Consider the following 25,524-nt stretch of genomic DNA (forward strand, 5'->3'; position numbering starts at 1 on the left):
TTGTAGGTCCGCCCCATCACGATCAGGGGTTCCACCTGGCAGGATTCCGGCCATGACCGACGTGCTGGCCCGCTTCCGCACCGCCGCCGACCGCCGCGCCGCCGAGGGACTGCGCCGGGCGTTGCGTCCACGTAGCGCCGACCACGACGGCCTGGTGGACCTGGCCTCCAACGACTACCTGGGCCTGTCGCGCGACCCGCGCCTGGTGGCGGCGGCGGCGGACGCCGCGCGCCGCTGGGGCACCGGCTCGACCGGATCGCGCCTGGTCACCGGCAGCACGGGGCTGCACGCCGAGCTGGACCGGCGGCTGGCGGAGTTCACCGGCAGCGCCGCCGGGCTGGTGTTGTCGTCGGGCTACCTGGCCAACCTGAGCGTCGCGGCGCTGGCGGGGCCGGGCGTCCTGGTGGTGTCCGACCAGGTGAACCACGCGTCGATCGTGGACGCCTGCCGCCTGTCGCGCTCCCGCGTGGTGGTCGTGCCGCACCGTGACACGGCCGCCGTCGAGCAGGCCCTCGCCGATCGGGAGGAGGAGCACGCCCTGGTGGTCACCGACGCGGTGTTCTCCGTGGACGGCGACCTGGCCCCGCTGGAGGCGCTGCACGGGATCGTCCGCGCGCACGGCGCGCTGCTGGTGATCGACGAGGCGCACGCCCTCGGCGTGGTGGGCGAGCAGGGCCGGGGCGCGGCCCACGCCGCCGGGATCGCGGGCGAGCCCGAAGTCGTCCTCACCCTGACGTTGTCGAAGTCGCTGGCCGCCCAGGGCGGGGCGGTGCTGGCCGCCCCGGAGATCATCGAGACGCTGGTGGACACCGCCCGCGCGTTCATCTTCGACACCGGCCTCAACCCGGCCGCCGCCGGTGCCGCGCTGGCCGCCCTGGAGATCATCGAGTCGGACCCGGCCCTGCCCGCCCGCGCCCGGACCCGCGCGCACCAGATGTCGGCGCTGGCGGCCGGACTCGGCCTGGAGACGACCGTCCCGGCCGCCGCCGTGGTCCCGGTGTTCCTGGGCGAGCCGCACGCCGCGCTGGCCGCCCGCGAGACCTGCCGCGAGCACGGCCTGAACGTCGGCTGCTTCCGGCCACCGTCGGTGCCCAAAGGCCGCGCCTGCCTGCGGCTCACCGCCCGCGCCACGGTCGGCGAGGCCGACCTCACAACACTCCGGCGCGCCCTGACGGCCGTGGCGGGCTCTACCGGCCGTAGTCTTCAGACGTAACATCGGGGACAACCGGTGATGAACGTGAGGAGAGGCCGTGACGGAGGTCAGGGGCGGGCCCCGGCACGGGGTGGGTTTCGAGCGCACGGGCTTCGAGCGCGGTGACGTCGGCCGCCACCACTCGGCGCAGGCGCCCCGCATCCCCAAGTACTACAAGCTCAAGGAACTGCTCGTCGAGCTGATCCAGTCGTTGCCGCCGGGCAGCCCGCTGCCGCCCGAGCGCGCCCTGGCCGAGAAGTACGAGACCTCCCGCACCACCGTCCGCCAGGCCCTGGCCGAGCTGGTGGTGGAGGGCCGCCTCCAGCGCATCCAGGGCAAGGGCACCTTCGTCGCCAAACCGAAGGTGTCCCAGGAACTCCAGCTGGTCTCCTACACCGAGGACATGCGCCACCACGGCCTGCACCCCGAGACCCGCATCCTGGAGATCGGCTACGTCAGCGCCGACGAGCGCCTGGCCGCGCTGCTGGGCATCCGCCCCGGCGGCCGCGTGTTGCGCATCCACCGGCTGCGCCTGGCCGACGGCGAGGCGATGTCGATCGACACCTCCCACCTGCCCGCCCGCCGCTTCCCGGGCCTGCGCCGCGAACTCCCCCGCCACCGCTCCCTCTACGAGACCCTGGCGACGGCCTACGACGTGCACCTGGCCGAGGCGGAGGAGACGATCGAGACGGTGCTGGCCACCCCGCACGACGCGCAACTGCTGGCGGTGGACGTGGGCCTGCCGATGTTGCTGCTGTCGCGGCACGCGTTCGACTCGACGGGCCAGCCGGTGGAGTGGGCGCAGTCGTTGTACCGGGGCGACCGCTACAAGTTCATCACCCGCCTGCGCCGCCACTGACGGGCCCCGCGCCCGCCGGTGACTAATCGTGCTGTTCTGAGTACGCTTAGAACACCTGTTCCCTACGATGACTGGAGCAAATCGTGAGGGAGGAGTCACCCGACGTGAGCATCACCGTCCAGTACATAGATCCGACGCTCCTGCCGGACACGCCCTACAACATGTGGGTGAACGGCGAACTCGATGACTTCGTCCACGCGCCCGAGGGGTCCAAGGTCGAGGTCATCGGAGGTCAGATCGTCGTGTCGCCCCCTGCCCTGCCCGAACACAACGGCATGGTCGCCGACATCATCGACGCGCTGGCGGACGCCCGCGCCGACCGGCCGGGCTTCCCCTGGGGCTTCGACATCAACAGCGGCCTGTCCTTCATCGGAACCGGCAAGGGGTTCGTTCCGGATCTCACCATCATGTCCCGGGAAGCGGTCCTGGCTGTTCGCAAGGCGCAGGTGAAGAAAATCGTGCCCGATCAGGTGGAACTCGTCGTAGAGGTCACTTCGGCCAGCAACGCCGACGGCGACCGGCGTCCTCCGGCGCGACGCCCGGACAACAAATGGAACAACTACGCGGCCTCGGGCATCCCCTACTACCTGCTGGTGGATCGCGATCCGCGCGTCGCCCGGACCATCCTGTACTCGATCCCCGACGAGGGGGCCGCCGCCTACCTGCACGAGGAGTCCTGGGCCTTCGGCGAGACCGTCCATCTCCCCGAGCCCATCGACCTCACCATCCCCACCGACCTCTGGGAACCCTGGAGCAAATGAGCGGTCGTCCGCGTCGTGCCCGCCGGTCGGACGGCGGGCACGACGCGGACGCCGGACGTCAGAGGGTCTTGGTGAGGGCCTTGATGGGCATCTGCAGTTCGGTGAGCAGGTCCAGGTCCTTCTCGGCGGCGCGGCCCAGGGTCGTCAGGTAGTTGCCGACGATGATGGCGTTGATGCCGCCGAGCATGCCCTCGCGGGTGCCGAGGTCGCCCAGGGTCAGCTCGCGGCCGCCCGCGTAGCGCAGGATCGTGCGGGGCAGCGCCAGGCGGAAGGTCGCGATCGTCTTCAGCGCCTCGGCGCCCTCCACCAGCGGGAGGTCGGAGAACGGGGTGCCCGGACGCGGGGCCAGGAAGTTCAGCGGCACCTCGTCGGGCTCCAGCTCGGCGAGCTGGGCGGCGAACTCGGCGCGCTGCTCGACGGTCTCGCCCATGCCGATGATGCCGCCGCAGCACACCTCCATCCCGGCCTCCTTCACCATGCGCAGGGTGTCCCAGCGCTCCTCCCAGGAGTGGGTGGTCACCACGTTCGGGAAGTGGGAGCGGGCGGTCTCCAGGTTGTGGTTGTAGCGGTGCACGCCCATGGCGGTCAGCTCGTCCACCTGCTCCTGGGTCAGCATCCCCAGCGAGCACGCGATGTTGATCTCGACGGCGTCGTTGATGGCCTTGATGCCGTCGCGGACCTGCGACATCAGGCGCGCGTCGGGGCCGCGCACCGCCGCCACGATGCAGAACTCCGTCGCGCCCGTCTTGGCCGTCTCCTTGGCGGCCTCGACCAGGTCGGGGATGTTCAGCCACACCGAGCGGACCGGGGACTCGAAGGTGCCCGACTGGGAGCAGAAGTGGCAGTCCTCCGGGCAGCCGCCGGTCTTCAGCGACACGATGCCCTCGACCTCGACCTCCGGGCCGCACCACGTCATGCGGACCTCGTGCGCGAGGGCGAGCAGGTCCGCGAGCCGGTCGTCGGGCAGGGTGAGGCATTCGAGGGCCTGCGCGGCGCTGAGGCCCCTGCCCTCGACCAGCACCTGCTGGCGGGCCACCTCGAGGATGTCGGTCATGGGTTCTCCTTCGGGCCGTAGGTGTCGCGGAACGCGGCGGGGTCGAACGAGCCGCCGAGCGCCGGAGCCAGGCTCCGGTGCGCGGCGACCAGGAACTCGGCGGGGTCGAGGGAGCCCGCCCCGGCGGGCAGCGCCCCGGCCAGGGGGCGGGCCGCGATGGTCTCCAGGTCCCGGATGTTGCTGCGCATCGCGAGGTCGGGCTCCTGCGGCCACCGACCGATCACCAGGCCCGCCGGCTGCACGCCGCGGTGCGCCATGGCCTCCAGGGTGAGCGCGGTGTGGTTGAGGGTGCCGAGGTCGGGCCGGACGGCGACGAGCGCGGCCGCGCCCAGCCAGCGGGCCAGGTCGGCGATCGTGGCGCCCTCGTCGTCGTAGCGGACCAGCAGGCCGCCCGCGCCCTCGACCAGCACCAGGTCGCGGGTCTCGGCCAGCGCGCGGATGCGCGCGGCCACGTCGGCGAGGCGCAGCGGCGGCACCCCGGCGCGGCGCGCGGCGGCGGCGGGCGACAGCGGGTCGGGGAAGCGCGCGCACTCGTGCAGGTCGGTGACGGCGGCGAGGCGGCGCACGTCGTCGAGGTCGCCGGGCTCGCCGGGGGCCACGCCGGTCTGGCCGGGTTTGACCACCGCGACCGACGCGCCGCGCGCGGCCGCCAGCGCCGCCACGGCGGCGGTGACGACGGTCTTTCCGACGCCGGTGCAGGTCCCGGTCACCACGAGCACACTCACGTGCGGCACACTAGCGCGCCGTCCTCGAGGCGACGCCCGCCGAATCCCACAGTCTTGACCGTCCCTTTTTGTACGGGCGGAACCGGGGCGGCGGGCGCGGCGTCCAAGGCCCATGGCCGATCCATGGGACGTGATCAGTCGGGGGATCGTGATGGCCGCGGCGGGGGCGGCGCTCGTCGCCTGCGGTTCTGAGGCGGGGACCGGGACGCCGCCGCCGAAGGAATCTGCGGCTTCGAGTCCGGCCGCCACCAGTCCGGCTTCCACCGGCGCGCCGTCCTCTAGCGCGCCGTCCGCCAGCGCTGGGCTTGTGCTGCGGTGGCGGACTACCGGCGGTATCGCCGGGCTGGGCGGGCCGGGGGCTCTACCCGAGTTCTCGCTGTACGGGGACGGGCGCGCGGTCGTCCGTCCGCAGGGCCAGGCGTCGCCTACGGCGCTGCGCGAGTACCGCCTCAAGCCCGACGCCTTGCAGCGGCTGCTCGCGCAGGCGCGTACGGCGGGGCTGGAGCGCGGCCGTACGCTCGGGCCGCAGGACGTCGCCGACGCCATGGTGCTGGAGTACACGATGGGCTCGGCGCGGACGCGCATCTACCAGCCGGAGATGCAGAAGATCCCGGCCGTCCGCTTCCAGAAGCGGCTGGACCCGACCGGCTGGGCCTCGGCCGACCAGGCCGCCCCGGCGCGCGCCTATCCCGTCGAGCGGATCGCAGTGCTTGCCGGGGAGACGGGTTCGCAGGGCGGCCCCTCCAAGCCTTGGCCGCTGGCCTCGCTGGGCAAGGGCGAGCAGGCTGCGGGCGGGTTGTGCACCGTGTTCACCGGCCGGGACGCCAGGACCGCCGCCGGGCTCGCGCAGGAGCGGCCCGACGGCGGCTGGCTCAGCGACGGCAAGGTCTACTCGGCCCGGTTCCGGCCGCTGCTACCCGACGAGAAGACCTGCCGGGACGTCGCCAAGCCCTAGCGGGCGTCTAGTTCGTCGGCGACCTCGTGCGCCACGGCGGCCAGGCCCGGATCGAGCTGGTCCAGCCGCGCGTCCAGGTCGTCGGCGAAGCGCAGCCGGTCCAGCCCGGCGGGCGCGGGCACCGCCTCGGGCAGCCACGCCGAGTGGATGAGGAACGGGACCGTGACGCCACGCGGCGGCGCGAGCACGGCCACCGGCCCGCGCCCCACCTCGGCGGCGTCGAACACCTCGATCCGGAACCGGTCGTCGTTGTGCACGGCCACGACCAGGTAGCCCTCGTGGCCGCCAGGGTTCGGCCCGGCGTAGCGGCTGCGTCCCGGGCCGCCCGGCGAGCGCGGCACGAAGACGGGCGAGGTCGGGTAGTCGTCCAGCGTGTAGGTCCACTCCGCGAGCGGCTTGAGGTCGTCGCGGTCCAGGGTCACCAGGACGGCGGGCGTCTCCTCGTCGGGGAACAGCGCGGCGTCCACGCGGCCCCCGTAGTTCTTCAGCGCGCGCTGGTTGATCGCCTCGGGGTGGAAGCCGAGGAAGATCAGGTGGTGCCGGGTGGGGGCGAGCTGGCCCTCCATGCTCCAGTCGATCGCCGACAGCTCGGCCTGCCACCAGCGCTCGGGGTCGTACGCGCGGGCACGCTCGGTGACCTGCCCCGACTCGGGGTCGAAGCGCAGCAGCGTGGTCAGCGCGGGCGTCATGCCGTGGCTGTACATGCCGCGCAGCGCGGGATCGACGGGCCGCCCGAACGCGTCGAGGTCGTCCTCGCGCAGGTACATGCCGATGTCCACGCCGGGGGTGTGCTCCATGACGATCTCGACGCCGGCGGAGTCGTCGTATTTGGCGTAGAAGTGGTTGACCTCGGGTGCGATGCGGAACTCCTTACACCGCACGGTGTCGCGGCCGGGCACCAGGTCGTCCTTGCGGATCAGCAGTACGGGACCGTCGGGGTTGTTGGCGACGGTGCGGTCCCCGCCGAAGATCTCGTCGGCGTCCACCTTGTAGGCGGTGTCGGCGAGCACCAGCCAGTCGCGGGTCTGGGTGATGGTGTGGGTCGCCTGCGGGAGCACGGCCCCCTCGACCGTCCACCGGTGCACGTGCTTGCCGGTGCCGTCGTAGCGGATGACGCCGACCACGCCGGTCATGACGTCGCGGCTGACGTTCCACATGCAGCCGCGCTCGGGGTCGATCACCGGGTGCGCCGTGGACGACACCAGCGGCAGCACGGCCTGGTCGAGCGCGGGTTTCCAGTCGTCGCGGTGCCCGACCTCGGCGACGAACTCCAGCGTCACCGGATCGACCTCCACGGGCCGCCCGGCGTCCCAGGTCGCGAACAGCCGGTCGCCCCACGGCAGCGGCGCGGTGTTGGCGGCGTTCACGAACCCCCACGGCGAGCTGGTGCCGACCGGCCCCGCCGTGAACAGGTCGGGCCGCTTGCGGCGCAGCCGCACCGACGGGGTCTCGATCACCCGGGGCCGCCAGGCGAAGGTGCCCTCGGGAGCGCCGTCGGTGCCGGGCCGCAGCGCGAGCCGCGCCATGACGCCGTCGCCGAAGAAGGCGTGCACGGGATGGGTGCGCTGGTCGGAGGTGGAGACCACGAAGTGGCCGGTCAGGTCGTCGGGCCAGGTCCCGGCGACGACCTCCAGGTCCAGGTCGGGCAGGTCGGCCTTGCTGAGGATGGAGCGGGGGACCGGCATGACGCCTCCAGAGGGCCGGGCGCGAGGGACACCTGCCAATCAACCGACCCGGACCACTCGTCGTCAACCCTCTAACGACTATTAACGGCGGGCCGCCCGCCCGTCAGCGCCGACTCCCCCGGCGTGGCGGGCCTTTCGCTCATCGACGCCGATACCCTGGTGCGGCACGGCCTGCCGACGGTCATGATCGTCGACACCAACGGGATCCGGGGACTGGAGGGACATCCGATGCGGCAGCTCCACGGCCACGCAGTGGCCACCGACCCCGCCGACGCCTACCCGCGAAGCACCACCGGTGTCTGAGCGCGTCACCGTCCGCACCGCCCGGCCCGCCGACCACGCCCGGATCGGCGCGCTGACCGTCGAGGTGTACGTGGACGGCGGCCTGGTCTCGCCCGCCTCCACCTACGTCGCCATCCTGCGCGACGCCGCCGCGCGCGCCGCCAAGACCGACCTGCTGGTCGCCGAGCTGGACGGCGGGCTCGCCGGGGCCGTCGCCTACTGCCCGCCCGGCAGCCCCTACGCGGAGCTGGCCGGGCCGGACGAGGCCGAGTTCCGGATGCTGGCCGTCCTGGGCAGCGCCCAGGGCAACGGCGTCGGCCGCGCCCTGGTGCAGGAGTGCCTGGACCGTGCCAGTGCCGCCGGGCTGCGCGGCGTGCGCCTGTCCACGCAGGAGAACATGACCGGCGCGCACCGCCTCTACGAGCGGATGGGCTTCGTCCGCACCCCGGAACGCGACTGGTCGCCCGTCCCGGGGCTGACGCTGCTCACCTACCACCTGGCCCTCTAGCCGGGCGTGAACTCCCCGTGCCGGGAGCAGCGCGCGGTCCAGCCGAGCGGCGTGACCTGCACGATCATCCGGCGGCGGCACCGCGCGCAGTAGCGCGGCGGCTCCATCGCCCGCGCGGTCCGGCACGTCTCGTGCCCGTCCCCGGGCGCGGGCCCGCCGGACGCGACGGGCTCGCCGCAACGGTCGCAGTAGGTCGTCGTCTCCACGAGCACGAACCCTAACCGACTACTCGACGACGGCGAGCAGGTCGCCCGCCTGCACGACCGCCCCCTCGGCCACCGCCAGCTTCGCCACCGTCCCGGCGTCCTCGGCCAGCACCGGGATCTCCATCTTCATCGACTCCAGGATGACGAGGGTGTCCCCCTCCTCCACCCGCTGCCCCTCGGTGGCGACGACCTGCCACACGTTGGCGACCATCTCCGCGCGGACCTCGGCCACGGCGGTTCCTCTCTATCGGGCACCACCGGCACGACGTCCGGCGGTGGAAATGCGATCTGCGGTGAAACGGGCCGCCGGACCAGAACCGGCCGCCGCCCCTAGGACGGCGGCCGCATCCGGTCCACCAGCCCGGTGTCATAGCTGCCGTCCAGGAACTCCGGGCGCTCCAGCAGCTCGGCCAGGAACGGCAGGTTGGTCTCCAGCCCCTCGATCCGGAACGCCGCCAGCGCCGCGCGGGCCCGCGCCAGCGCCGCGGGCCGGTCCACGCCGTACACGCACAGCTTGGCCAGCAGCGGATCGTAGAACGGGGTCACCGTGTTGCCCTCGGCGTACCCGGCGTCGATGCGGATGCCCTCGCCGACCGGCTCCTCCCACACCTTGATCTTGCCGGGCTGGGGCAGGAAGCGCCGCGGGTCCTCGGCGTAGACGCGGAACTCGACGGCGTGGCCGCGCGGCCGCGCCTCGGTGAAGGTCGGCGGCTCCCCGGCGGCGATCCGGAGCTGCTGCTCCACCAGGTCGATGCCGGTGACCAGCTCGGTCACCGGGTGCTCGACCTGGAGCCGGGTGTTCATCTCCAGGAAGAAGAACTCGCCGGTGGCCGGGTCGAGCAGGAACTCCACCGTGCCCGCGCCCCGGTAGCCGACCGTCTCCCCGGCCTTGATCGCCGCGCCCAGCATCCGCGCGCGCAGCTCGTCGCCCACCGCCGGGGACGGCGTCTCCTCGGCGACCTTCTGGTGGCGGCGCTGCACCGAGCAGTCGCGCTCGCCCAGCGCGAGCACGGTGCCGTCGGCCAGGCCCAGGATCTGCACCTCGACGTGCCGGGCGTGCTCGACGTAGCGTTCCAGCAGCACGTCGGGGCTGGCGAAGAACCGCTCGGCGCGGCTCCGCGCGGTGCGGTACGCCGCGCGCAGCGCGCCCTCGTCGCGGGCCGCGCCCATGCCGATGCCGCCGCCGCCCGCCGCGGCCTTCACCATCACCGGGTAGCCGATGCGCTCGGCCTCCTCGGCGGCGGTGTCCTCGTCGGGCACCGGCTCCCAGACCCCGGCGACGACCGGGACGCCCGCCTCCTTCATCAGGTTCCGGGCGTTGATCTTGTCGCCCATGCGGGCCATCGCCAGCGGCGGCGGCCCCACCCACACCAGCCCGGCGTCCATCACCCGCCGCGCGAACCCGGCGTTCTCGGCCAGGAACCCGTAGCCGGGGTGGATCGCCTGCGCGTTGGTGCGGCGCGCCGCCTCCAGCACCGACGGCGCGTCCAGGTAGCTGTGCACCGGCTGGGCGGGGCCGAGCAGGATCGCCTCGTCGGCCTCGGCCACGAACGGCAGCCCCGCGTCGGCCTCGGAGTACACCGCGATGGCCTTCAGGCCCATCGAGCGGACGGTATGGATGATCCGGCTGGCCACCTCGCCACGGTTGGCCACGAGGACCGACTCGAACACCTGGGGGCACTCCTCACCGTTCACCGGCCCGGCGATATCCGGGGACCCGGCCGACACTAGTGGGGGCGGGCCCCCGCCGTCCGGCCACGCGATCGACAAATACCGGACCGTAGATTTGTCCGTACCGGGCGTTCACTGCCCCGTGGCGTGCGGCGCAATCCCCGCGCGCCCCGCACGTCACCGGGGTCACACGCGCGGGCGCCGGTCCACCACGCGGCTCAGCGCCTCCACGACCGTCGGGTCGTACTCGGCCGCCGAGTCCAGCCGCAGCCGCTCCAGCACCGCCGCGCCCCGGTCACGGTCGGCCGAGTCGCCGACCAGGTCGTCGTAGGCGTTGGCGACCTTGATGATGCGGCTGGCCAGCGGCGGCGGCACCGGGCGCACCGCCGTCCCGGCCGCGGCGCGCGTGCCGTCGGGGACCGTCACCGCCGCGCCGGGGGCCTGCGGCGCGGCCGGGCCGGTGCGGTAGGGGTGGGACGACAACCGCACGATGTGGGCGACGCGGTCCAGCACGCCGGTCTGCCGGATGACCTCGGCGCCCAGCTCGGCGATGCGGCGCTGCTCGGCGGGCGAGGCCAGCACCGTCGCGCCGCCGGGGATCGGGTCGCCCAGCGACAGCTGCCCGATGTCGTGCATCAGCGCCGCGTACTCCAGCTCCAGCAGCGACTCCTCGGCCATGCCCAGCTCGCGGCCCATCGCCACCGCCAGCCGCGACACCCGCCGCGAGTGGCCGGTCTCGACGTAACCGCCGACCTCGGTGACGCGCGACAGGGCGCGCACCGTCTGGAGGTAGGTGGCGCGGATGCCCGCGTAGCGGCGGAAGGCGAACTGGGTGACCAGGATCGGCGCGGTGAACACCAGCAGCGCCGCCGGGCCCAGCACGGTGGTGGCGACGGCGATCAGCATGGCGGTCGCGCTGGTGGCCGCGCACAGCGCCGCGTTCGCGCCGATCTCGTCGCGCAGCGCGATGCCGAACCGGGCGCGCACCGCCTCCGCGCGGATCATCGCGGCGATCACCACGTCCGCGCAGCAGCACAACACGATCACCACGGCCATCGCCGCCAGCAGCAGCCGCCAGCCGGGCTGCATCCCCAGCAGCGGCCGGAAGCACAACGCGACCAGCGCGACGGTGAGCAGGCGGCGCGCCATCGCGTCCAGGCGCGGGGTGCGGCCGACCGCGAAGTGCGGCAGCGAGCCCACCAGCATCCCGGCGGCGGCGACCGCGACGACCTGGAGCGGGGTGTGCACCGCCGCCTCCACGCCCAGCGGCGCGCCGGGCGGGGCGTGCTCGGTGCCGACGCCGACCAGCAGCGCGTAGCCGAGCGCGCCCGCCGTCGCGATCGGCGCGACCTCCCGGTTGCCGGGCATCACCATGCGGAACAGCTCGCCCAGCGCGATCAGCACGCCGAACACCACGGCGGTGTCGGGCTGGTCGAGCCCGGCGGCGGCGACCTGGGTGACGGCGACCAGCACGCCGAGCCCGGCCATCGCGATCAGCAGGAGCTGGCCGGAGTCCAGCGACTGCCAGGCGGCGCGGTGCTCGCGGACCGAGCGGGTGGTCATGCCCGGGGCCCTCCGCTAGCTCCGCACGCCGTCGCCGGCGACGCGGATCGGGTTGCTGGGGTCGTCGTGGTCCTGCCGGGTGGTCTCCACGACCTCGTCGTCGGGCAGCACCGGCGGGTGCGGGGGGCGCCAGCCCTCCCGGTCCAGCGCGCGCAGGAACGCCTCCACGATCTCGGGGTCGAAGTGGTCGCCCATGCCGCGGCGCAGCTCGGCCACCGCCTCCTCGATGCTGCGGGCGGGCCGGTAGGAGCGGGTGGAGGTCATCGAGTCGAACGCGTCGGCCACCGAGATCACCCGCGCGAACTCGGGGATCTCGTCCCCGGCCAGCCCCATCGGGTAGCCGCGGCCGTTCATCTTCTCGTGGTGGTGCATGATCCCGGCCAGCGCCTCGTCCAGGAAGCCGATCTCGCGGACGATCTCCAGCCCGCGCATCGGGTGCAGCTGGATGGCGGCGAACTCCTCCTCGGTGAGCGGGCCGTCCTTCTGCAGCACCTTGGTGGGCACGCCGAGCTTGCCGACGTCGTGCAACATCCCGGCGTAGCGGATGGCCTCCACCCGGTCGGCGCGCATCCCGATCTCCTGGGCGATCATCACCGAGCCGCGCGAGACCCGCTCGGAGTGGCCCCGGGTGTAGTAGTCCTTGGTCTCCACCGCCTGGCAGAGCGCGGCGAGCGTCGCCGAGTGGGCCTGCTGCTGGTCGTGCGCCTGCTCCATCGCCCAGCGGGCGATGAACAGCGGCAGCAGCACCAGCACCGCCGCGACCGTGCCGACCCGCGGCCACAATCCGGCGATCAGCAGCCCGAACATGCCGTAGCCCAGGCAGCCCACCGCGAGCTGGCCGTACTCGCGCAGCAGCTCGCGCGGCGCGGCCTGCTTGGCCAGCAGCAGGATCCCGGCCATCAGCGTCAGGTTGACCAGCACGAACGCGACCAGCGCGCCGAAGAAGGGGCCGATCACGTGCTCGACCCAGCCCGGCTGCACCGGCGCGAAGCGGCGGCCGCCCAGCGCCTGGAACACCACGCCGGAGGCGTAGCCGCTCAGCGCGAACTGGGCGCCATTGAACATGCGCTTGACCGGCGCGAACACCCGCTGGCCGTTGACCACGGCGGTGGCGCCCAGCAGCGCGGCGCCCTCGGGGCCGAGCAGCACCACCGACGCCAGGCTGGCGGCGAAGCTCAGCGAGACGCGGGCGCGCTCGACGTTGAGCTGGGCGGGCGCGGAGTCGCAGATGAAGAACAACACGGCCAGCACCGCCAGCGCGCGCCAGTCGAGCCCGCCGAACGAGGACGTCGCGATGAGGCCGGCCGCCAGGGCGACCACCCCGCAGACGTACAACCACGCCGCCAGCGGTAGTCCACGCATTGCCTGCCGCCCCCTCGGGAGTCGGGTCGATCGCGCCGTGCGGCGCCCGGGGGCCGGCTCAGGCCCAGGACACGCCCCGGGGGGACGCCGGTCGCACGGCCGCCGTCGTCGGCTCGCCCATGATGGTCGTCTCCCCCCGTACCCCGGCCCGGCAGCCGCGCCGCGGCCGTCCGGGCCGGCCCGCGCCCGTCGCTCCCGGGACGCCGGCTGTTCCCGCCACTGGTTCCGGCCCAAGCCTAACGTGTGAGGCGCAGGTCACACAGGCAAGCCGGGAATCGTGAGCAAAGCGTGAACTAATCGTCACCCGGCGCGATCTTGGCGGCGGCCCCGCCGCCGGTCAGACCCTGCTCCGGGCCCAGGCGACGGTCTCCACCAGGCCCTCGCGCAGCTCCACCCGGGGCTCCCAGCCCAGCACCTCGCGGGTGGCGGCCGGGTCGATGGACATCGCGGGCAGATCGCCCAGGCGCGGCGGCGCGGACTCCGGCTCGTCGGCGGCCTCGGCGGCCCGCGCGACCAGGGTGTGCAGCTCGCGGTCGGTGGTCTGGAGGCCGGTGCCGACGTTGAAGCGCTCGCCGCCGCCCTTCTCCCCGGCTGCGCGGGCGAAGGCGTCCACGACGTCGAGCACGTACACGTAGTCGCGGGTCTGCTTGCCGTCGCCGAACACGCGCGTGGGACGGCCGCCCAGCAGCGCGTCGGTGAAGATGGAGACGACCCCGGCCTCACCCTCGGGCGTCTGGCGGGGCCCGTAGACGTTGGCCAGGGTCAGCGTGGTGAAGTCGAGGCCGTGCAGCTCGCGGTACATGCGGGCGTAGACCTCGCCGGTGACCTTGGAGGCCGCGTACGGGGAGGCGGGCCGCAGCGGAGCGTCGGCCGGGACCGGCAGCGCGTCGGGCACGCCGTAGACGGCGCAGCTGGAGGTGAACACGACCTTGCGGGCCCCGGCGGCGTGCGCGGCCTCCAGCACGTTGGCGGTGCCCAGCACGTTGGTGCGGGCGTCGGCGAGCGGGTCGCCGACGCTGACCCGGACGCTCACCTGGGCGGCCAGGTGGAGCACGACCTCGGGCCGCCAGGCGGCGACGCGGCCGGCCAGCGCGGGGTCGGCCACGTCCGTGCGCCACAGCTCGACGTCGTCACGGACGTTGGCCCCCGATGACAGATCGTCCACCCCGGCGACCTCGTGGCCGTCGTCGAGCATGCGGTCCACGACATGGGACCCGATGAAACCGGCCGCGCCGGTCACGAGAACGCGCATCCCAGCACGATATCCGCGTCGCGGGCGGCGGGCACGCGCGGCGGCCACAGCAGGCCGCCGGGCGGGTCGCGCCGGGCCTGGCCGACGATCTGGCCGAACAGCCTGGCCGGGCGGGCCCGGCGGGCCGTCAGTCGCGGACCTCGACCTCGACCTCGGTCTCGGTGATCACGATCTCGCCGTTCTCGATCTGCCCGCAGAGCTGCTCGATCCGGCCCAGGACCTTGGTGCGCAGGTCCTCGGGCACCGGCTCGCAGCCGCACGACTTGCCGACCAGCTTCTTGACGGCCTCTTCCAGGCCGTACTCGCGCAGGCAGGGGCCGCACTCGTCCAGGTGGTCCTTGACCTCGCTGCACCCGCCCTGGTCGAGCTCGCCGTCCAGGTAGGTGTAGACACGGGCCAGCACCTCGGTGCAGGGCGTGTCGTGGTGGTCACCGCAGCTCATGACTCACTCACCCTTCTCGCGACGGGACATCGGTGCACGTTTCACGCCGACCCCTCCTTGGCCCGGGTCAGGCCGCGGTCCTGAGCGTAGTCCTCCAGCATCCCCCGGAGCTGGCGACGGCCACGGTGCAGCCGCGACATCACGGTGCCGATGGGCGTCCCCATGATGTCGGCGATCTCCTTGTAGGCGAAGCCCTCGACGTCGGCGAGGTAGACCGCGATGCGGAACTCCTCCGGCAACTCCTGGAGCGCCCGCTTCACGTCGGAGTCGGGCAGGTGCTCCAGCGCCTCGGCCTCGGCCGACTTCAGGCCGCTGGAGGTGTGCGACTCCGCCCGCGCGAGCTGCCAGTCCTCGATCTCCTCGGTCGCCGCCTGCTGCGGTTGCCGCTGCTTCTTGCGGTAGGAGTTGATGAAGGTGTTGGTCAGGATGCGGTAGAGCCAGGCCTTGAGGTTGGTGCCTTCCTTGAACTGGTGGAAGGACGCGAAGGCCTTGGCGAAGGTCTCCTGTACGAGATCCTCGGCGTCCGCGGGATTGCGCGTCATGCGCAGCGCGGCCGAATACAACTGGTCCAAGAACGGGAGCACATCGCGCTGGAACCGCTCCTGGCGCTGCTCCACGGTTTCCGTGGTGCCCGGTACCTGACCCACCCCCTCAGCTGTGGCGACGCCTCTTGCGGCGTCGTACCTCACAGACGATATAGGGCCGCGCTGCCGGAACACGCCGGTGGGGGCGACCGCGTCGCCGCGCGCCGGTTCGGCAACGGCTGTGGTCATGGACGGCACCTCCTGTACAAGGGCTGGTAAGTCGGTGCAACATCGGCGCTTCCGTTTCGATTCCTTACACGGGTGTGACGGCCGCCGCGCTAGACCGGGGACAATGGAGGGACGCAAGATCGCCCCATACGGAGGGTGATGCCGGACCCGGACCGGGGAACAAGTCCCATACAAGGCGAGAACAGGAGCAAACCGTTGCTACCGGTGCCGGCGCGACCGTCCGAGCCCACCATCGCCAGCCTGCGCGACGCGTCCGGTGACGGCGCGCCCCTCACGCAGTACTGGTCCTTCTACTGGGCCGTGGCCGCCGCGCAACTCGCCCGCTGGCTGCCGCACCGGCCGGGCCGCGTGCTGGACCTGTCGGGCGGCGACGGCCGGACCGCGCTCCAGGCGGCCGCGGCCGGGCACCGGGTGCTGGAGGTCGCCGACCCGATGCTGGCCGGCCCCCGCGACCACCACCCCGACGACCGGGTCGCCGCGCCGCCGGCCGGACGCGCCACGCCACCCCGGCTGGGCCGCCCCGGCCGCCCGACGCCGCCCCCGGGCAGCGTCCGGCAGGTCGTCGCCGACTCGGGCACCCTGACGTTCCTGGCCTCCGGCTCGATGGACGCGGTGATCGCCGAGCACCGGGTGTTGTCGCGGCACCTGGCGACCGAGACCACCGTCGCCGAGATCGCCCGCGTGTTGCGGCCCGGCGGCCGGGTGCTGCTGTCGGTGGACTCGCTGACGCTGGGCATGGCGCTGCTGGCCGAGCAGAACTGCTGGGCCCACCTGTCGGACGTCCCGGCGGCCGAGGTCGTGCTGGTGCCCTGGCCGGACGGCGCGATCACCCGCTGCTTCTGGGCCGACCAGCTGCGCGAGCTGCTGACCGAGGCGGGCCTTGAGGTGGAGTGGATCCGGCCCCGGACGGCGCTGTCGCCGTCCACGGTCGAGCACGTGCTGACCCGCTCCCCCGACGCGCTGGCGCGCCTGGTGCGCACCGAGCTGGCGGCTCCGCCCGGCGACGAGTCGCTGGGCATCCACCTGCTGGCCAGCGCGGTGCGCAGCGTCTAGCGGAACCCCGTTCCGGGGCCCTATCGCGTCCCGGGATCCTGCCACGTCCGGGAGCCCTGCCGCATCTTGGGGCCTCTGCCGCGCCCCGGGCCCTGCCGCGTTCCGAGGGCGCTACCGCATCGCGCGGTCGTGCTTCGCCTGGCAGGTCACGCAGCGCGCCGCCTCCGGCCGCACCTCCAGGCGCCCTTCGGGGACGGCCTTGCCGCAGCCCAGGCACCGGCCGTAGGTCCCCTCGTCCAGCCGCCCCAGGGCCGCCCGGACCGCGCCCCGGTGGCGCTCCATCGCGCTGAGCGCCGCCGCCACGCGGTCGTTGTCGGACAGGCCCGACCCGGCGTCGGAGGCCGACAGCTCGCGCTCGGGATGCTCCCCCTTGAGGATCTCGATCGATCGGTCCAGCTCGGCGAGCGCGTCCACGAGACGGGAACGGGCGGTGGCGGTGTCCACGGTGCTCCGGACTCCTCCCGGTAGGCCCCGGGCAAGGGGGGTCTCGCATCCGGCCGCCGCCGCGGCGGGGGTGGGCGGCGGTCAGAACAAGGTGGCGGAATGTTTGCCAGAACTATCCCCATCCGCCGCCGGTTCTATGAGCTGCGGACCGTTGTTTTTGACGTTGTTGACCGCTTTCGACACGGGATAGGCGCTCATCGTCCCGGCGAGCCCGCCCGCCAGGGCCGGGACCAGCAGCCCGCGCACCTCGTCGGTGTCGGTGAGCCCGGGGTCGAGCCAGGCGTCCCACCGGTCCGGCTGCACGATCATGGGCATGCGGTCGTGGATGCGGCCCAGGTCGTCGGGCGCGTCGGTGGTGATGATCGTGGTGGACCACACCCACTCGCCCTCGGGCGACTTCCACAGCTCGTACAGCCCGGCCATCGCCATGACCGCGCCGTCCTTGGGGTGGATGTAGAAGGGCTGCTTCTGCGGCCGCTTCTTCTTCGCCTGCTCCTCCTCCTGCTGCTGCTGGAGGACGTACCACTCGAAGTAGCCGTCGGCGGGCAGCAGGCAGCGCCGCTTGGCGAACGCCCGCCGGTAGGACGGCTTCTCGTGCACCGTCTCCACCCGCGCGTTGATCATCTTGTTGCCGATGGCGAGGTCCTTGGCCCAGGAGGGCACCAGCCCCCAGCGCAGCGTCCGCAACTGCCGGACGGCGGGCTCCTCCTCCGGGGCGTCCTTGGGGGCCCGGGTCAGGATCGCCGGGACCTGCTTGGTGGGCGCGACGTTGTAGTCGGGCTCCAGTTCCTCTTCGACGGCGTCGGCCTGCGCCTGGAACTGGTCGAGCAGTTCCTGACGCGACCGGGCCGTGGCGTATCGACCGCACATGTCCACCATCCTGCCCGCTGCCGCGCCGATCACGTCCTTTTCCGGACGTGTCGCACCGCGTGGCCGCCGGGGCGCTTGACCCTCGAAGCGATGGGCATGTAGCCGAGCATGCGACCCTTCACGACCCTGGCCCGCCCGTTCGTGGCGGCCCCGTACATCATGACCGGACTGGAGACCCTGCGTGATCCGCGGCAGCGGGCCGAGCAGGTCGCCCCGACCGTCAAGCCGATCGCCGACCGCCTCGACTGGCTGCCCACCAAGGACCCCGAGTCCCTGGTGCGCATCCAGGGCGCGGTCAGCCTCGGCACCGGCGTGCTGCTGCTGACCGGCCGGTTCCGGCGGCTCACCACGCTGCTCATGGCCGCGCAGATCGTGCCGACCCTGGCCACCGAGCACCGCTACTGGACCGAGGACGACCCCGAGCGGCGCGCCAGCGAGCGCTCCCACCTGCTGAAGAACGCCGGCCTGTTCGGCGCGCTGGTCATGGTGGCCGCCGAGCCGCGCAAGGCGCCGCGCACCGCCGAGTTGCGGCGGCAGCTCCGCGAGACGCAGATCCGGGCGGGCGCGGAGAGCAAGGTGCTGCGCAAGGAGGCGGCGGCCGAGCTGAAGAACGCGCGGCGCGAGGCGGCCCGGCAGGTGCAGGCGGCCCGGCAGGAGGGCGGCAAGCGTGCGGCCAAGGGCGCGGCCAAGGCGGCGCGCACTCCGCTGAAGGCGGCGAAGGCCGCGAAGTCGGCCCGCTCCTCCAGCAAGGGAAGTCGGCTGGCCAAGGCCATCAAGCGCTGAGGCGTCTTCCCGAAGTGAGCCTTAAAAGAGGCTCAAATGCGTTGAACCCGTCCGCGTTCCGTGTCCGTACTGCCTGCTGACCGCCCGTTCCACAGGGACTCCCCCTGCGACCCGACGGAGCCGCCCGGCCATGGCAGCACCCGGAACCGCGTCCGGCGCGCACGGCCGCGCGACCGGGGGGCTGCGGAACCTCATCCGCCGCCCCCGGTCCGCGCCGCCGCCCGCCGGCGTCGCTGACGCCGACGACCGCGAGCGCGTCGTCACCGAGCTGTACCGCGAGTACCACCGGCCCCTGCTGGCGTTCGTGCTGCGGCTGACCGGGGGCGACCGGCAGTGGGCCGAGGACGTCGTCCAGGAGACGATGGTCCGCGCCTGGCGCAACGCGGACCGGCTGGAGCCGGGACCGGCGGCAGGGTCGGCCTCGTTGATGCCGTGGCTCGCCACCGTCGCCCGCCGTATCGTGATCGACCACCGGCGGTCGCGCGACGTGCGGCCGCCCGAGGTGGGCGACGGGCCCCTGGAGAACCTGCCGATGGCCGACGAGACCGACGCGCTGCTGCGCAAGGTGGTGGTGGCGGAGGCGCTGGACGCCCTGTCGCCCGCCCACCGGCAGATCCTGACGGAGACGGTGTTGCGCGACCGCACGGTGAACCAGGCCGCCGAGGTGCTCGGAATTCCGTTGGGGACGGTCAAGTCCCGCGTCTATTACGCCATGCGCGCCTTGCGCGTCGCCTTGGAAGAAAGAGGGGTGACGGCATGACTTCTCAGGTCGAGCACACCGACGTCGGCGCCTACGCGCTGGGCCTGCTGGAGGACGGGGACCACCGGGCCTTCGAGGCGCATCTCCGCGATTGTGCGCAGTGCCAGGCCGAACTCGCGGAAATGGCGGGCACGGCCGACGCGCTCTCCGAACTGGGCCCGGCCACCGACACGGCCGAGGACGCACCCCCGCCCGCCGTGATCGACCTGATTCAACAGCAACAACAACGCGACCGCCGGGCCCGACGCGGCACCTACGTGATCGGCGCAGTCGCGGCGGTGACGGTGCTGGCCGTCGGAATCACCATCGGCGCATCCCTGAAAGACGACTCGACGCCGCCGGTCGCCGGCGGCCACAACCACGGCCCCGCCCAGTCTCTGGTCATCTGGGGCGACCGGCATTCGGGCAAGGACCCCGCCACCGGCGTCAACGGCGTCGTGGGCCTGGAGAGCAAGGGGTGGGGCACGCACGTCGGGCTGGAGCTGCGCGGGGTGCGCGGCCCGCTCCGGTGCCGGTTGGAGGCGGTCTCCCGCAGCGGGGAGCGGAGCGTCGTCACGAGCTGGCAGGTGCCCGCCAAGGGCTACGGCGTGCCGGGCTCGGACGCGCCGCTGGTCACGCACGGCGGCACCGCCATCGCGGCCAAGGACCTGGCCCGCTTCGAGGTGAGGGTGGAGGGCGGCGACCAGACGCTGCTGACCATCCCGATGTGATCCGTAGTTATCCACAGGCCGCCCGGCACGGAGAACATGCGCCGCCTCGGCCGATAACCTTGGGTCCATGCCCGCTTCCAGTCCTGAACAGCACTGGCCCGCCCCGGTCGCGGCCGGTCCGGTGGACGCCGTCGTGCCGCTGCCCGGCTCCAAGTCGATGACCAACCGGGCCCTCATCCTGGCCGCGATCGCCGACGGGCCCGGCACGGTGGAGCGGCCGTTGCGCAGCCGCGACAGCGAGCTGATGGTCGGGGCGCTGCGCGCGATGGGCGTGCTCATCGACGAGGAGGGCGACGGCTGGCGCGTCACGCCGGGCGCGCTGTCGGGTCCCGCGCAGGTGGACGTGGGCCTCGCCGGGACCGTCATGCGCTTCCTGCCGCCGGTCGCGGCCCTGGCCGGCGGCCCGGTCCGCATCGACGGCGATCCTCGCGCGCGCGAGCGGCCGATGGGCCCGATCATCACCGCGCTGCGGGCGCTGGGCGTGGAGATCGACGACGGCGGGCGCGGCGCGCTGCCGTTCACCGTGCACGGCGCGGGGGCCGTCGAGGGCGGCGCGGTCACCATCGACGCGTCCGGCTCCTCCCAGCTGGTGTCCGGCCTGCTGCTGGCCGCGCCGCGCTTCGCCAAGGGCGTGGAGGTGCGGCACGAGGGCCCGCCGGTGCCGTCCGCGCCGCACCTGGAGATGACGGTGCGGATGTTGCGCGAGGCGGGCGCGGTCGTGGAGACCGAACCGGACGTGTGGCGGGTCGCGCCGGGGCCACTGGCCGGGCGCGCCTGGCCGATCGAGCCCGACCTGTCGAACGCGGCGCAGTTCCTGGGCGCGGCGCTGGTCACCGGCGGCCGCGTCACGGTGCCGGGCTGGCCGTCCGACACCGCCCAGCCCGGCGACGCGCTGCGCGGCCTGCTCACCGCGATGGGCGCGCAGGTGGAGCGGGGCGCGGACGGGCTGACGGTGCGGGGCACCGGCTCGTTCACCGGCCTGGACGCCGACCTGCACGAGGTGGGCGAGCTGACCCCCGTCCTCGCGGCGCTCGCCGCGCTGGCCGACGGGCCGTCGCGGCTCACCGGCATCGCGCACCTGCGCGGCCACGAGACCGACCGGCTGGCCGCGCTCGTCACCGAGATCAACGCCCTCGGCGGCGACGTCCGGGAGCTGCCCGACGGCCTGGAGATCCGGCCGCGGCGGCTGCACGGCGGGGTGTTCCACACCTACGACGACCACCGCATGGTGATGGCCGCCGCCGTCCTCGGCCTCGCGGTCCCGGGCGTGGAGGTGGAGAACCCCGCCACGGTGGGCAAGACACTTCCTGACTTCACCGAGCTGTGGACCGGAATGTTGAGGACGGGGTAAGGGCACTTGGCACGCCGCGCACGCGACTACGACGAGGACGACGTCCGGGTACGGCCGTCGCGCAAGGGTTCGCGGCCGCGCACCCGCATCCGGCCCGCGCACGAGGACGCGGTCGCGGGCTTCGTGACCGCCGTCGACCGGGGCCGCTACCGCTGCCTGGTCGAGGACCGCATGGTCACCGCGATGCGCGCCCGCGAGCTGGGCCGCAAGGGCGTGGTGGTGGGCGACCGGGTGGCGCTGGTGGGCGACGTGTCCGGCGCGCCCGACACCCTGGCCCGGATCGTGCGGGTCGAGCCGCGCGCGTCGTCGTTGCGGCGCACCGCCGACGACACCGACCCGTTCGAGCGCATCATCGTCGCCAACGCCGACCAGCTCGTCATCGTGACCGCGCTCGCCGACCCCGAGCCGCGCCCCCGCATGATCGACCGGCAGCTCGTGGCGGCCTACGACGCGGGCATGGACCCGCTGCTGGTGCTGACCAAGGCCGACCTCGCCGGGCCGGAGGAGCTGGTCGCCGAGTACGCGCCGCTCGGCGTGCCCTACATCGTCACCGAGCGCGGCGACGACCTGGCCGCGCTGCGCGAGCTGCTGTCGGGGCACACCAGCGTGCTGGTCGGGCACTCCGGCGTCGGCAAGTCCACGCTGGTCAACGCGCTGGTGCCGGACGCCGAGCGGGCCGTCAGCCACGTCAACGCCGTCACCGGGCGGGGCCGGCACACCTCGTCGTCGGCGCTGGCGCTGGAGCTGCCCGGCCACGACGGCTGGATCATCGACACCCCGGGCGTGCGGAGCTTCGGCCTGGCGCACATCAAGCCCGAGAACGTCATCAACGCCTTCGAGGACCTCGCCGAGGGCGCGGCCGAGCGTTGCCCGCCGCACTGCGACCACCTGCAACCCGACTGCGGGCTCGACTCCTGGGTCGCCGACGGGCACGCCAGCCAGGCGCGGCTGGACTCGCTGCGGCGGTTGTTGCGCAGCCGGGAGGGCGACGCCGAATAGCAGAGCCGGGCAGCACCGCCCGACAGCGGGACCAGGCAGCGGGACCAGGCAGCAGGGCCGGACGACAGGGCCGGACAACCCCGCCGAATAGGGCCGCCGACGCACCGATCATGTCGGTATCGTCGCGTTCATGCCCCGACTCATCGCAGGCCGGTACGAGCTGCTGGAACTGCTCGGCCGCGGCGGGATGGGCGCGGTCTGGCGCGCCCGCGACCGCACGCTGGACCGCGAGGTCGCCGTCAAGGAGGTCACGCTGCCGCGCGGCCTGGACGCCGAGCAGGTCGAGCGCGTGCACGCCCGCACCTTCCGCGAGGCCCGGTCGGCGGCGCGGCTGGACCACCCCGGCATCGTCACCGTGCACGACGTGGTCGAGGAGGACGGCCGCCCCTGGATCGTGATGCGGCTGGTGCGTGCGCCCGCGCTGGACGACGTCCTGCGGCGCGGGGGCCCGCTGCCGCCCGCCCGTACCGCCGCGATCGGCCTGGACCTGCTGGCCGCGCTGCGCGCCGCGCACGCCGCCGGGGTCGTGCACCGCGACGTCAAGCCCGGCAACGTGCTGCTGCCGCCCGACCGCGCGGTGCTCACCGACTTCGGCATCGCGACCGTGGCGGGCGACGAGACCCTCACCCAGGCGGGCACGATCGTCGGCTCCCCCGCCTACCTGGCCCCCGAGCAGGCCCGCCACCAGAAGGCCACCCCGGCGTCGGACCTGTGGTCGCTGGGCGCGACCCTGTACGCGGCGGTCGAGGGGCGGCCCCCGTACCAGCGGCCCGACGTGTGGGGCGTGATGGCGGCGCTGCTCGCCGACGAGCCCGATCCGGCCCGCAACGCGGGCCCGCTGCTGCCGGTGTTGCAGGGCCTGCTGCGCAAGGACCCGGCGCAGCGCATGCACCCCGACGAGGCGGAACGGCTCCTGCGGCAGGTCGCGGGCTCCGCGCCCGCGTGGACGCCGCCCACTCCCCCGGGCGGTGAGCCGCTGGGTCGGCGGGACGTGACGATGCCGCCGGTGCCGCCGGTCGTCACCGAAGACCAGACGCCGCAGCGGCCCCACACCGCGCGCTGGCCGCTGGTGCTGCCCGCCGTCGTCATCGGCGTGGCGCTGGTGGCGTCGGTGCTGGTGGTGGTGCTGTTCACCCGCAACGACGACGACCCGGGCGTCCGGCCCACCACCTCCCCCAGCCCGCACACGAACGCCTCGTCCTCCGTGCCGTCCTCGGGCACGCCGAGCACGCAGTCCACCGCCGTCCCGGCCGGTTACGAGCTGTTTCGCAACAGCGCGTTCGCCGCCAACATCCCCAAGGGCTGGAACAAGAAGGACGAGAATCCGGACGCCACGTTCACCACCAACACCAAAGGCGTGGTCGAGGGCTTCGTGGTGCAGAAGGTCGCCAATGTCCCGGGCAACGAGTTCCTGCACCTGTCCAACGCCGCCAGGCAGTTCAGCACGAACAAGTCCACCTACCCCGACTACGCCCAGAAATCGCTCACTTCCGGCATCCCCTACCAGGAAGGTCAGGCCGCCGAGCTGGAGTTCACCTTCACCAAGAACGGCAGGGCGGGACACTGCCGGGTGCGTGTGTTCTCCTACCGGAGCGCCCTTTACATCGTGACGCTCGCCACCTCCGAGGACCGGTGGACGGACGGCGTCACGCACTTCGAGGAATTCCTGCGCTCGTTCCGCCGTCCCTGAGTAAACGATGCGCTCGTGGTGACAATGCCGTAATGGAGCGACGCGGGTTTCTCGTGGCGGGTCTCGGTGCGCTGGCGGCGGCCTGCTCAGGCGAACCCCGCAAACCCGACGCGTCCACCCCCGCGCGCACGAGCAGCGCGCCACCGAGCACCGCCCCGACCGGCCCCGCCGACTGGAACGCCCTGGCACGCGGCCTCGAAGGGAAGCTGATCCGCCCCGAAGACGCCGCGTACGAGCAGGCACGGCGGCTCTACATCCCCCGCTTCGACCGGATCCGCCCCGCCGGGATCGCCTACTGCGCGAACCCGCAGGACGTGGCCGAGTGCATGGGCTTCGCCGCCCGCCGCAAGCTGCCGGTCGCGGTGCGCTGCGGCGGCCACAACTACGCGGGCTGGTCCACCGGGACGGGCCTGGTGGTGGACGTGTCGGCGATGGACGGGATCGAGGCCGAGCAGGGGCGGGCGGTCGTCGGCGCGGGCGTCCGGCTGATCGACCTGCACGTCCGGCTCGGCGAGGCGGGCGCGCTGGTCCCGGCCGGGACCTGCCCCACCGTCGGGGTGTCGGGGCTGACGCTGGGCGGCGGGCTCGGCGCGTTGTCCCGCGCGTACGGGCTGACCTGCGACCGACTGGAGTCGGTGCAGGTCGTGACGCCGGACGGGCGGGTCCGCGAGTGCGACGCGCGCCGCGACCCCGAGCTGTTCTGGGCGTGCCGGGGCGGGGGCGGCGGCAACTTCGGCGTCGCGACCTCGCTGGTGTTCCGCACCGAGCGGGCGGGCGACCTGCACGAGTTCTCGGTGCGGTGGCCGTGGTCGCGGGCCGCCGACGTGCTGCGCGGCTGGCAGCGGTGGGCGCCGGACGCGCCGCCGGAGATCTGGTCCGGCCTCCAGATCAACAGCGGCCCGGCCGATCTGGAGATCGCCGGGATGGCGCTGGCCGATCCCGGCCACGAGATCGAGAAGCTGGCGGGCCGGGTCGGCGGCGGCGACCCCGAGACGGCCGTCCGCCGCCGCGACCACGTCGCCACCATGAAGCTGCTGGCCGGATGCTCGGGCCAGTCGGTCGAGGAGTGCCACGCGCCCGGCCGCCTGCCGGGGCAACGCCCCGGCGGCCGCTTCCCGCGCACCGAGTACGCCGCCAAGTCCCACATCGCCTACCGCGACCTGCCCGACGACGCGATCAAGACGCTGGTCGGGCACTTCACCGGCGCGGAAGGACGCTCGGTGCTCATCGACGCCATGGGCGGCGCGATCGGCCGTCCCAAGCCCGGCGACACCGCGTTCCCGCACCGCGCCGCCCGCTTCTGCCTCCAGTACATCGCCTACGGCGGCGGCAACCGCGCCTGGCTGCACGACGTGCACCAGGCCATGGAGCCGTACCTGCGCGGCGCGGCGTACGTGAACTACATGGACCCCGACCTCAAGGACTGGCGGCGCGCCTACTACGGCCCCAACCTCGACCGCCTCGCCAGAACCAACGCGACCTACGACCCGGCCGGAACGCTGCGCTTCCCGCAGGCCCTGTGACCCGAGGGCTAGCCAGTGTTTCAAAGCCCCGGCCCAGGGGGCTCGCCTGGC

General features: G+C 73.5%; 27 protein-coding genes. 14 read left to right on the top strand and 13 right to left on the bottom strand.

Translation table 11 applies throughout. The features are described 5' to 3' along the window. The first annotated feature begins 52 nt into the window (after nucleotides 1–52). The 3 genes from AH6_RS37715 (at nucleotide 53) to AH6_RS37725 (ending at nucleotide 2,812) form a co-directional block, all read left to right on the top strand. Nucleotides 53–1,213: an 8-amino-7-oxononanoate synthase gene (locus AH6_RS37715; protein WP_067490266.1), complete on the top strand. Its 1,161-nt coding sequence runs from the start codon at nucleotides 53–55 to the stop codon at nucleotides 1,211–1,213. Between the two features lie 37 nt (nucleotides 1,214–1,250). Then, nucleotides 1,251–2,051 (top strand): GntR family transcriptional regulator, encoded by an 801-nt coding sequence (locus AH6_RS37720; RefSeq protein WP_083983851.1) that lies wholly within the window; start codon nucleotides 1,251–1,253, stop codon nucleotides 2,049–2,051. Nucleotides 2,052–2,155: 104 nt separating this feature from the next. Further along, nucleotides 2,156–2,812, top strand: coding sequence for a Uma2 family endonuclease (locus tag AH6_RS37725; protein WP_067490269.1), 657 nt, complete (start codon nucleotides 2,156–2,158; stop codon nucleotides 2,810–2,812). Between the two features lie 58 nt (nucleotides 2,813–2,870). On the opposite strand, the gene bioB is transcribed toward AH6_RS37725, so the two are convergent. Together bioB and bioD are read right to left on the bottom strand one after the other, a co-directional pair. Continuing rightward, nucleotides 2,871–3,866, bottom strand: a complete 996-nt coding sequence (bioB, locus tag AH6_RS37730) for a biotin synthase BioB (protein WP_067490272.1) — start codon at nucleotides 3,864–3,866, stop codon at nucleotides 2,871–2,873. Continuing rightward, nucleotides 3,863–4,585, bottom strand: a complete 723-nt coding sequence (gene bioD, locus AH6_RS37735) for a dethiobiotin synthase (protein WP_245679644.1) — start codon at nucleotides 4,583–4,585, stop codon at nucleotides 3,863–3,865. The genes bioB and bioD overlap by 4 nt, the downstream gene beginning before the upstream one ends. Before the next feature lie 313 nt (nucleotides 4,586–4,898). Between bioD and AH6_RS37740 the strand changes: the two genes are divergently transcribed. Next, on the top strand, nucleotides 4,899–5,546 hold the full coding sequence (locus AH6_RS37740; protein ID WP_067490275.1) for a hypothetical protein: 648 nt from the start codon (nucleotides 4,899–4,901) through the stop codon (nucleotides 5,544–5,546). On the opposite strand, the gene AH6_RS37745 is transcribed toward AH6_RS37740, so the two are convergent. Further along, nucleotides 5,543–7,231: a carotenoid oxygenase family protein gene (locus AH6_RS37745; RefSeq protein WP_067490277.1), complete on the bottom strand. Its 1,689-nt coding sequence runs from the start codon at nucleotides 7,229–7,231 to the stop codon at nucleotides 5,543–5,545. The genes AH6_RS37740 and AH6_RS37745 overlap by 4 nt on opposite strands. A 123-nt stretch (nucleotides 7,232–7,354) precedes the next feature. Here AH6_RS37745 and AH6_RS37750 point away from each other — a divergent pair, with 123 nt between their 5' ends. After that, nucleotides 7,355–7,534 carry a hypothetical protein gene (locus AH6_RS37750; protein ID WP_067490280.1) on the top strand — a complete coding sequence of 60 codons (180 nt, stop codon included), beginning with the start codon at nucleotides 7,355–7,357 and terminating at the stop codon, nucleotides 7,532–7,534. Continuing rightward, entirely contained in the window at nucleotides 7,527–8,021 is a 495-nt protein-coding gene (locus AH6_RS37755) for a GNAT family N-acetyltransferase (RefSeq protein WP_067490283.1), read from the top strand. Before AH6_RS37750 ends, AH6_RS37755 begins: the two co-directional genes overlap by 8 nt. Here the strand turns inward: AH6_RS37755 and bsaP are convergent. The 8 genes from bsaP to AH6_RS37795 all read right to left on the bottom strand — a co-directional run bounded on the left by bsaP (nucleotide 8,018) and on the right by AH6_RS37795 (nucleotide 15,290). Next, a complete protein-coding gene (bsaP, locus tag AH6_RS37760) occupies nucleotides 8,018–8,227 on the bottom strand; it encodes a biotin synthase auxiliary protein BsaP (protein ID WP_218006022.1) in 210 nt (69 codons plus the stop codon). The two genes, AH6_RS37755 and bsaP, sit on opposite strands and share 4 nt — an antisense overlap. Nucleotides 8,228–8,246: 19 nt before the next feature. Further along, on the bottom strand, nucleotides 8,247–8,459 hold the full coding sequence (locus AH6_RS37765) for a biotin/lipoyl-binding carrier protein (protein ID WP_067490289.1): 213 nt from the start codon (nucleotides 8,457–8,459) through the stop codon (nucleotides 8,247–8,249). A gap of 98 nt (nucleotides 8,460–8,557) precedes the next feature. Continuing rightward, nucleotides 8,558–9,922, bottom strand: coding sequence for an acetyl-CoA carboxylase biotin carboxylase subunit (locus tag AH6_RS37770; protein WP_245679642.1), 1,365 nt, complete (start codon nucleotides 9,920–9,922; stop codon nucleotides 8,558–8,560). A gap of 162 nt (nucleotides 9,923–10,084) precedes the next feature. Then, a complete protein-coding gene (locus AH6_RS37775; RefSeq protein ID WP_067490294.1) occupies nucleotides 10,085–11,461 on the bottom strand; it encodes an HD-GYP domain-containing protein in 1,377 nt (458 codons plus the stop codon). Nucleotides 11,462–11,476: 15 nt separating this feature from the next. Then, nucleotides 11,477–12,823, bottom strand: a complete 1,347-nt coding sequence (locus AH6_RS37780) for an HD-GYP domain-containing protein (RefSeq protein ID WP_174555157.1) — start codon at nucleotides 12,821–12,823, stop codon at nucleotides 11,477–11,479. A 337-nt stretch (nucleotides 12,824–13,160) separates the two neighbouring features. Further along, on the bottom strand, nucleotides 13,161–14,075 hold the full coding sequence (locus AH6_RS37785; RefSeq protein WP_067490300.1) for an NAD-dependent epimerase/dehydratase family protein: 915 nt from the start codon (nucleotides 14,073–14,075) through the stop codon (nucleotides 13,161–13,163). 127 nt (nucleotides 14,076–14,202) lie between these two features. Beyond that, nucleotides 14,203–14,517 carry a mycothiol system anti-sigma-R factor gene (gene rsrA, locus AH6_RS37790; RefSeq protein ID WP_067490302.1) on the bottom strand — a complete coding sequence of 105 codons (315 nt, stop codon included), beginning with the start codon at nucleotides 14,515–14,517 and terminating at the stop codon, nucleotides 14,203–14,205. A gap of 41 nt (nucleotides 14,518–14,558) precedes the next feature. Further along, entirely contained in the window at nucleotides 14,559–15,290 is a 732-nt protein-coding gene (locus tag AH6_RS37795; protein ID WP_245679643.1) for a sigma-70 family RNA polymerase sigma factor, read from the bottom strand. 204 nt (nucleotides 15,291–15,494) lie between these two features. On the opposite strand from AH6_RS37795, the gene AH6_RS37800 reads away from it, so the two are divergent. After that, nucleotides 15,495–16,343 (top strand): class I SAM-dependent methyltransferase, encoded by an 849-nt coding sequence (locus AH6_RS37800; protein ID WP_067490308.1) that lies wholly within the window; start codon nucleotides 15,495–15,497, stop codon nucleotides 16,341–16,343. A 111-nt stretch (nucleotides 16,344–16,454) separates the two neighbouring features. Here the strand turns inward: AH6_RS37800 and AH6_RS37805 are convergent, their stop codons facing one another. Both AH6_RS37805 and AH6_RS37810 read right to left on the bottom strand, forming a co-directional pair. After that, the gene (locus tag AH6_RS37805) at nucleotides 16,455–16,787 is read right to left on the bottom strand and encodes a TraR/DksA family transcriptional regulator (RefSeq protein WP_067490311.1); all 333 of its coding nucleotides are present in this window, start codon (nucleotides 16,785–16,787) and stop codon (nucleotides 16,455–16,457) included. A gap of 81 nt (nucleotides 16,788–16,868) precedes the next feature. Beyond that, nucleotides 16,869–17,657, bottom strand: a complete 789-nt coding sequence (locus tag AH6_RS37810; RefSeq protein WP_067490342.1) for an SOS response-associated peptidase — start codon at nucleotides 17,655–17,657, stop codon at nucleotides 16,869–16,871. A 108-nt stretch (nucleotides 17,658–17,765) separates the two neighbouring features. On the opposite strand from AH6_RS37810, the gene AH6_RS37815 reads away from it, so the two are divergent. The 7 genes from AH6_RS37815 to AH6_RS37845 all read left to right on the top strand — a co-directional run bounded on the left by AH6_RS37815 (nucleotide 17,766) and on the right by AH6_RS37845 (nucleotide 25,473). Next, nucleotides 17,766–18,440: a DoxX family protein gene (locus tag AH6_RS37815; protein ID WP_067490314.1), complete on the top strand. Its 675-nt coding sequence runs from the start codon at nucleotides 17,766–17,768 to the stop codon at nucleotides 18,438–18,440. Nucleotides 18,441–18,570: 130 nt separating this feature from the next. Continuing rightward, on the top strand, nucleotides 18,571–19,200 hold the full coding sequence (locus AH6_RS37820) for a sigma-70 family RNA polymerase sigma factor (protein ID WP_067490317.1): 630 nt from the start codon (nucleotides 18,571–18,573) through the stop codon (nucleotides 19,198–19,200). Continuing rightward, the gene (locus tag AH6_RS37825) at nucleotides 19,197–19,910 is read left to right on the top strand and encodes an anti-sigma factor family protein (RefSeq protein WP_067490322.1); all 714 of its coding nucleotides are present in this window, start codon (nucleotides 19,197–19,199) and stop codon (nucleotides 19,908–19,910) included. The genes AH6_RS37820 and AH6_RS37825 overlap by 4 nt, the downstream gene beginning before the upstream one ends. A 67-nt stretch (nucleotides 19,911–19,977) precedes the next feature. Continuing rightward, nucleotides 19,978–21,261: a 3-phosphoshikimate 1-carboxyvinyltransferase gene (gene aroA / locus AH6_RS37830; RefSeq protein WP_067490325.1), complete on the top strand. Its 1,284-nt coding sequence runs from the start codon at nucleotides 19,978–19,980 to the stop codon at nucleotides 21,259–21,261. 6 nt (nucleotides 21,262–21,267) lie between these two features. After that, the gene (gene rsgA / locus AH6_RS37835) at nucleotides 21,268–22,260 is read left to right on the top strand and encodes a ribosome small subunit-dependent GTPase A (RefSeq protein WP_067490328.1); all 993 of its coding nucleotides are present in this window, start codon (nucleotides 21,268–21,270) and stop codon (nucleotides 22,258–22,260) included. Between the two features lie 130 nt (nucleotides 22,261–22,390). Continuing rightward, the gene (locus tag AH6_RS37840; protein WP_067490331.1) at nucleotides 22,391–23,950 is read left to right on the top strand and encodes a serine/threonine-protein kinase; all 1,560 of its coding nucleotides are present in this window, start codon (nucleotides 22,391–22,393) and stop codon (nucleotides 23,948–23,950) included. Between the two features lie 32 nt (nucleotides 23,951–23,982). Next, nucleotides 23,983–25,473, top strand: a complete 1,491-nt coding sequence (locus tag AH6_RS37845) for an FAD-binding oxidoreductase (protein ID WP_067490334.1) — start codon at nucleotides 23,983–23,985, stop codon at nucleotides 25,471–25,473. The last annotated feature ends 51 nt before the right edge of the window (nucleotides 25,474–25,524 follow it).

This window comes from Actinomadura hibisca NBRC 15177 (assembly GCF_001552635.1).
GTDB classification, from domain to species: Bacteria; Actinomycetota; Actinomycetes; order Streptosporangiales; family Streptosporangiaceae; genus Spirillospora; species Spirillospora hibisca.

Bases quoted from the DNA above. Each gene is read 5' to 3' on its own strand.
- AH6_RS37715 (WP_067490266.1), top strand. From the start codon at position 53: ATGACCGACGTGCTGGCCCGCTTCCGCACCGCCGCCGACCGCCGCGCC.
- bioB (WP_067490272.1), bottom strand. From the start codon at position 3,866: ATGACCGACATCCTCGAGGTGGCCCGCCAGCAGGTGCTGGTCGAGGGC.
- AH6_RS37745 (WP_067490277.1), bottom strand. From the start codon at position 7,231: ATGCCGGTCCCCCGCTCCATCCTCAGCAAGGCCGACCTGCCCGACCTG.
- AH6_RS37775 (WP_067490294.1), bottom strand. From the start codon at position 11,461: ATGACCACCCGCTCGGTCCGCGAGCACCGCGCCGCCTGGCAGTCGCTG.
- AH6_RS37780 (WP_174555157.1), bottom strand. From the start codon at position 12,823: ATGCGTGGACTACCGCTGGCGGCGTGGTTGTACGTCTGCGGGGTGGTC.
- AH6_RS37785 (WP_067490300.1), bottom strand. From the start codon at position 14,075: ATGCGCGTTCTCGTGACCGGCGCGGCCGGTTTCATCGGGTCCCATGTC.
- rsrA (WP_067490302.1), bottom strand. From the start codon at position 14,517: ATGAGCTGCGGTGACCACCACGACACGCCCTGCACCGAGGTGCTGGCC.
- AH6_RS37795 (WP_245679643.1), bottom strand. From the start codon at position 15,290: ATGACCACAGCCGTTGCCGAACCGGCGCGCGGCGACGCGGTCGCCCCC.
- AH6_RS37810 (WP_067490342.1), bottom strand. From the start codon at position 17,657: ATGTGCGGTCGATACGCCACGGCCCGGTCGCGTCAGGAACTGCTCGAC.
- AH6_RS37815 (WP_067490314.1), top strand. From the start codon at position 17,766: ATGCGACCCTTCACGACCCTGGCCCGCCCGTTCGTGGCGGCCCCGTAC.
- AH6_RS37820 (WP_067490317.1), top strand. From the start codon at position 18,571: ATGGCAGCACCCGGAACCGCGTCCGGCGCGCACGGCCGCGCGACCGGG.
- AH6_RS37825 (WP_067490322.1), top strand. From the start codon at position 19,197: ATGACTTCTCAGGTCGAGCACACCGACGTCGGCGCCTACGCGCTGGGC.
- aroA (WP_067490325.1), top strand. From the start codon at position 19,978: ATGCCCGCTTCCAGTCCTGAACAGCACTGGCCCGCCCCGGTCGCGGCC.
- AH6_RS37840 (WP_067490331.1), top strand. From the start codon at position 22,391: ATGCCCCGACTCATCGCAGGCCGGTACGAGCTGCTGGAACTGCTCGGC.
- AH6_RS37845 (WP_067490334.1), top strand. From the start codon at position 23,983: ATGGAGCGACGCGGGTTTCTCGTGGCGGGTCTCGGTGCGCTGGCGGCG.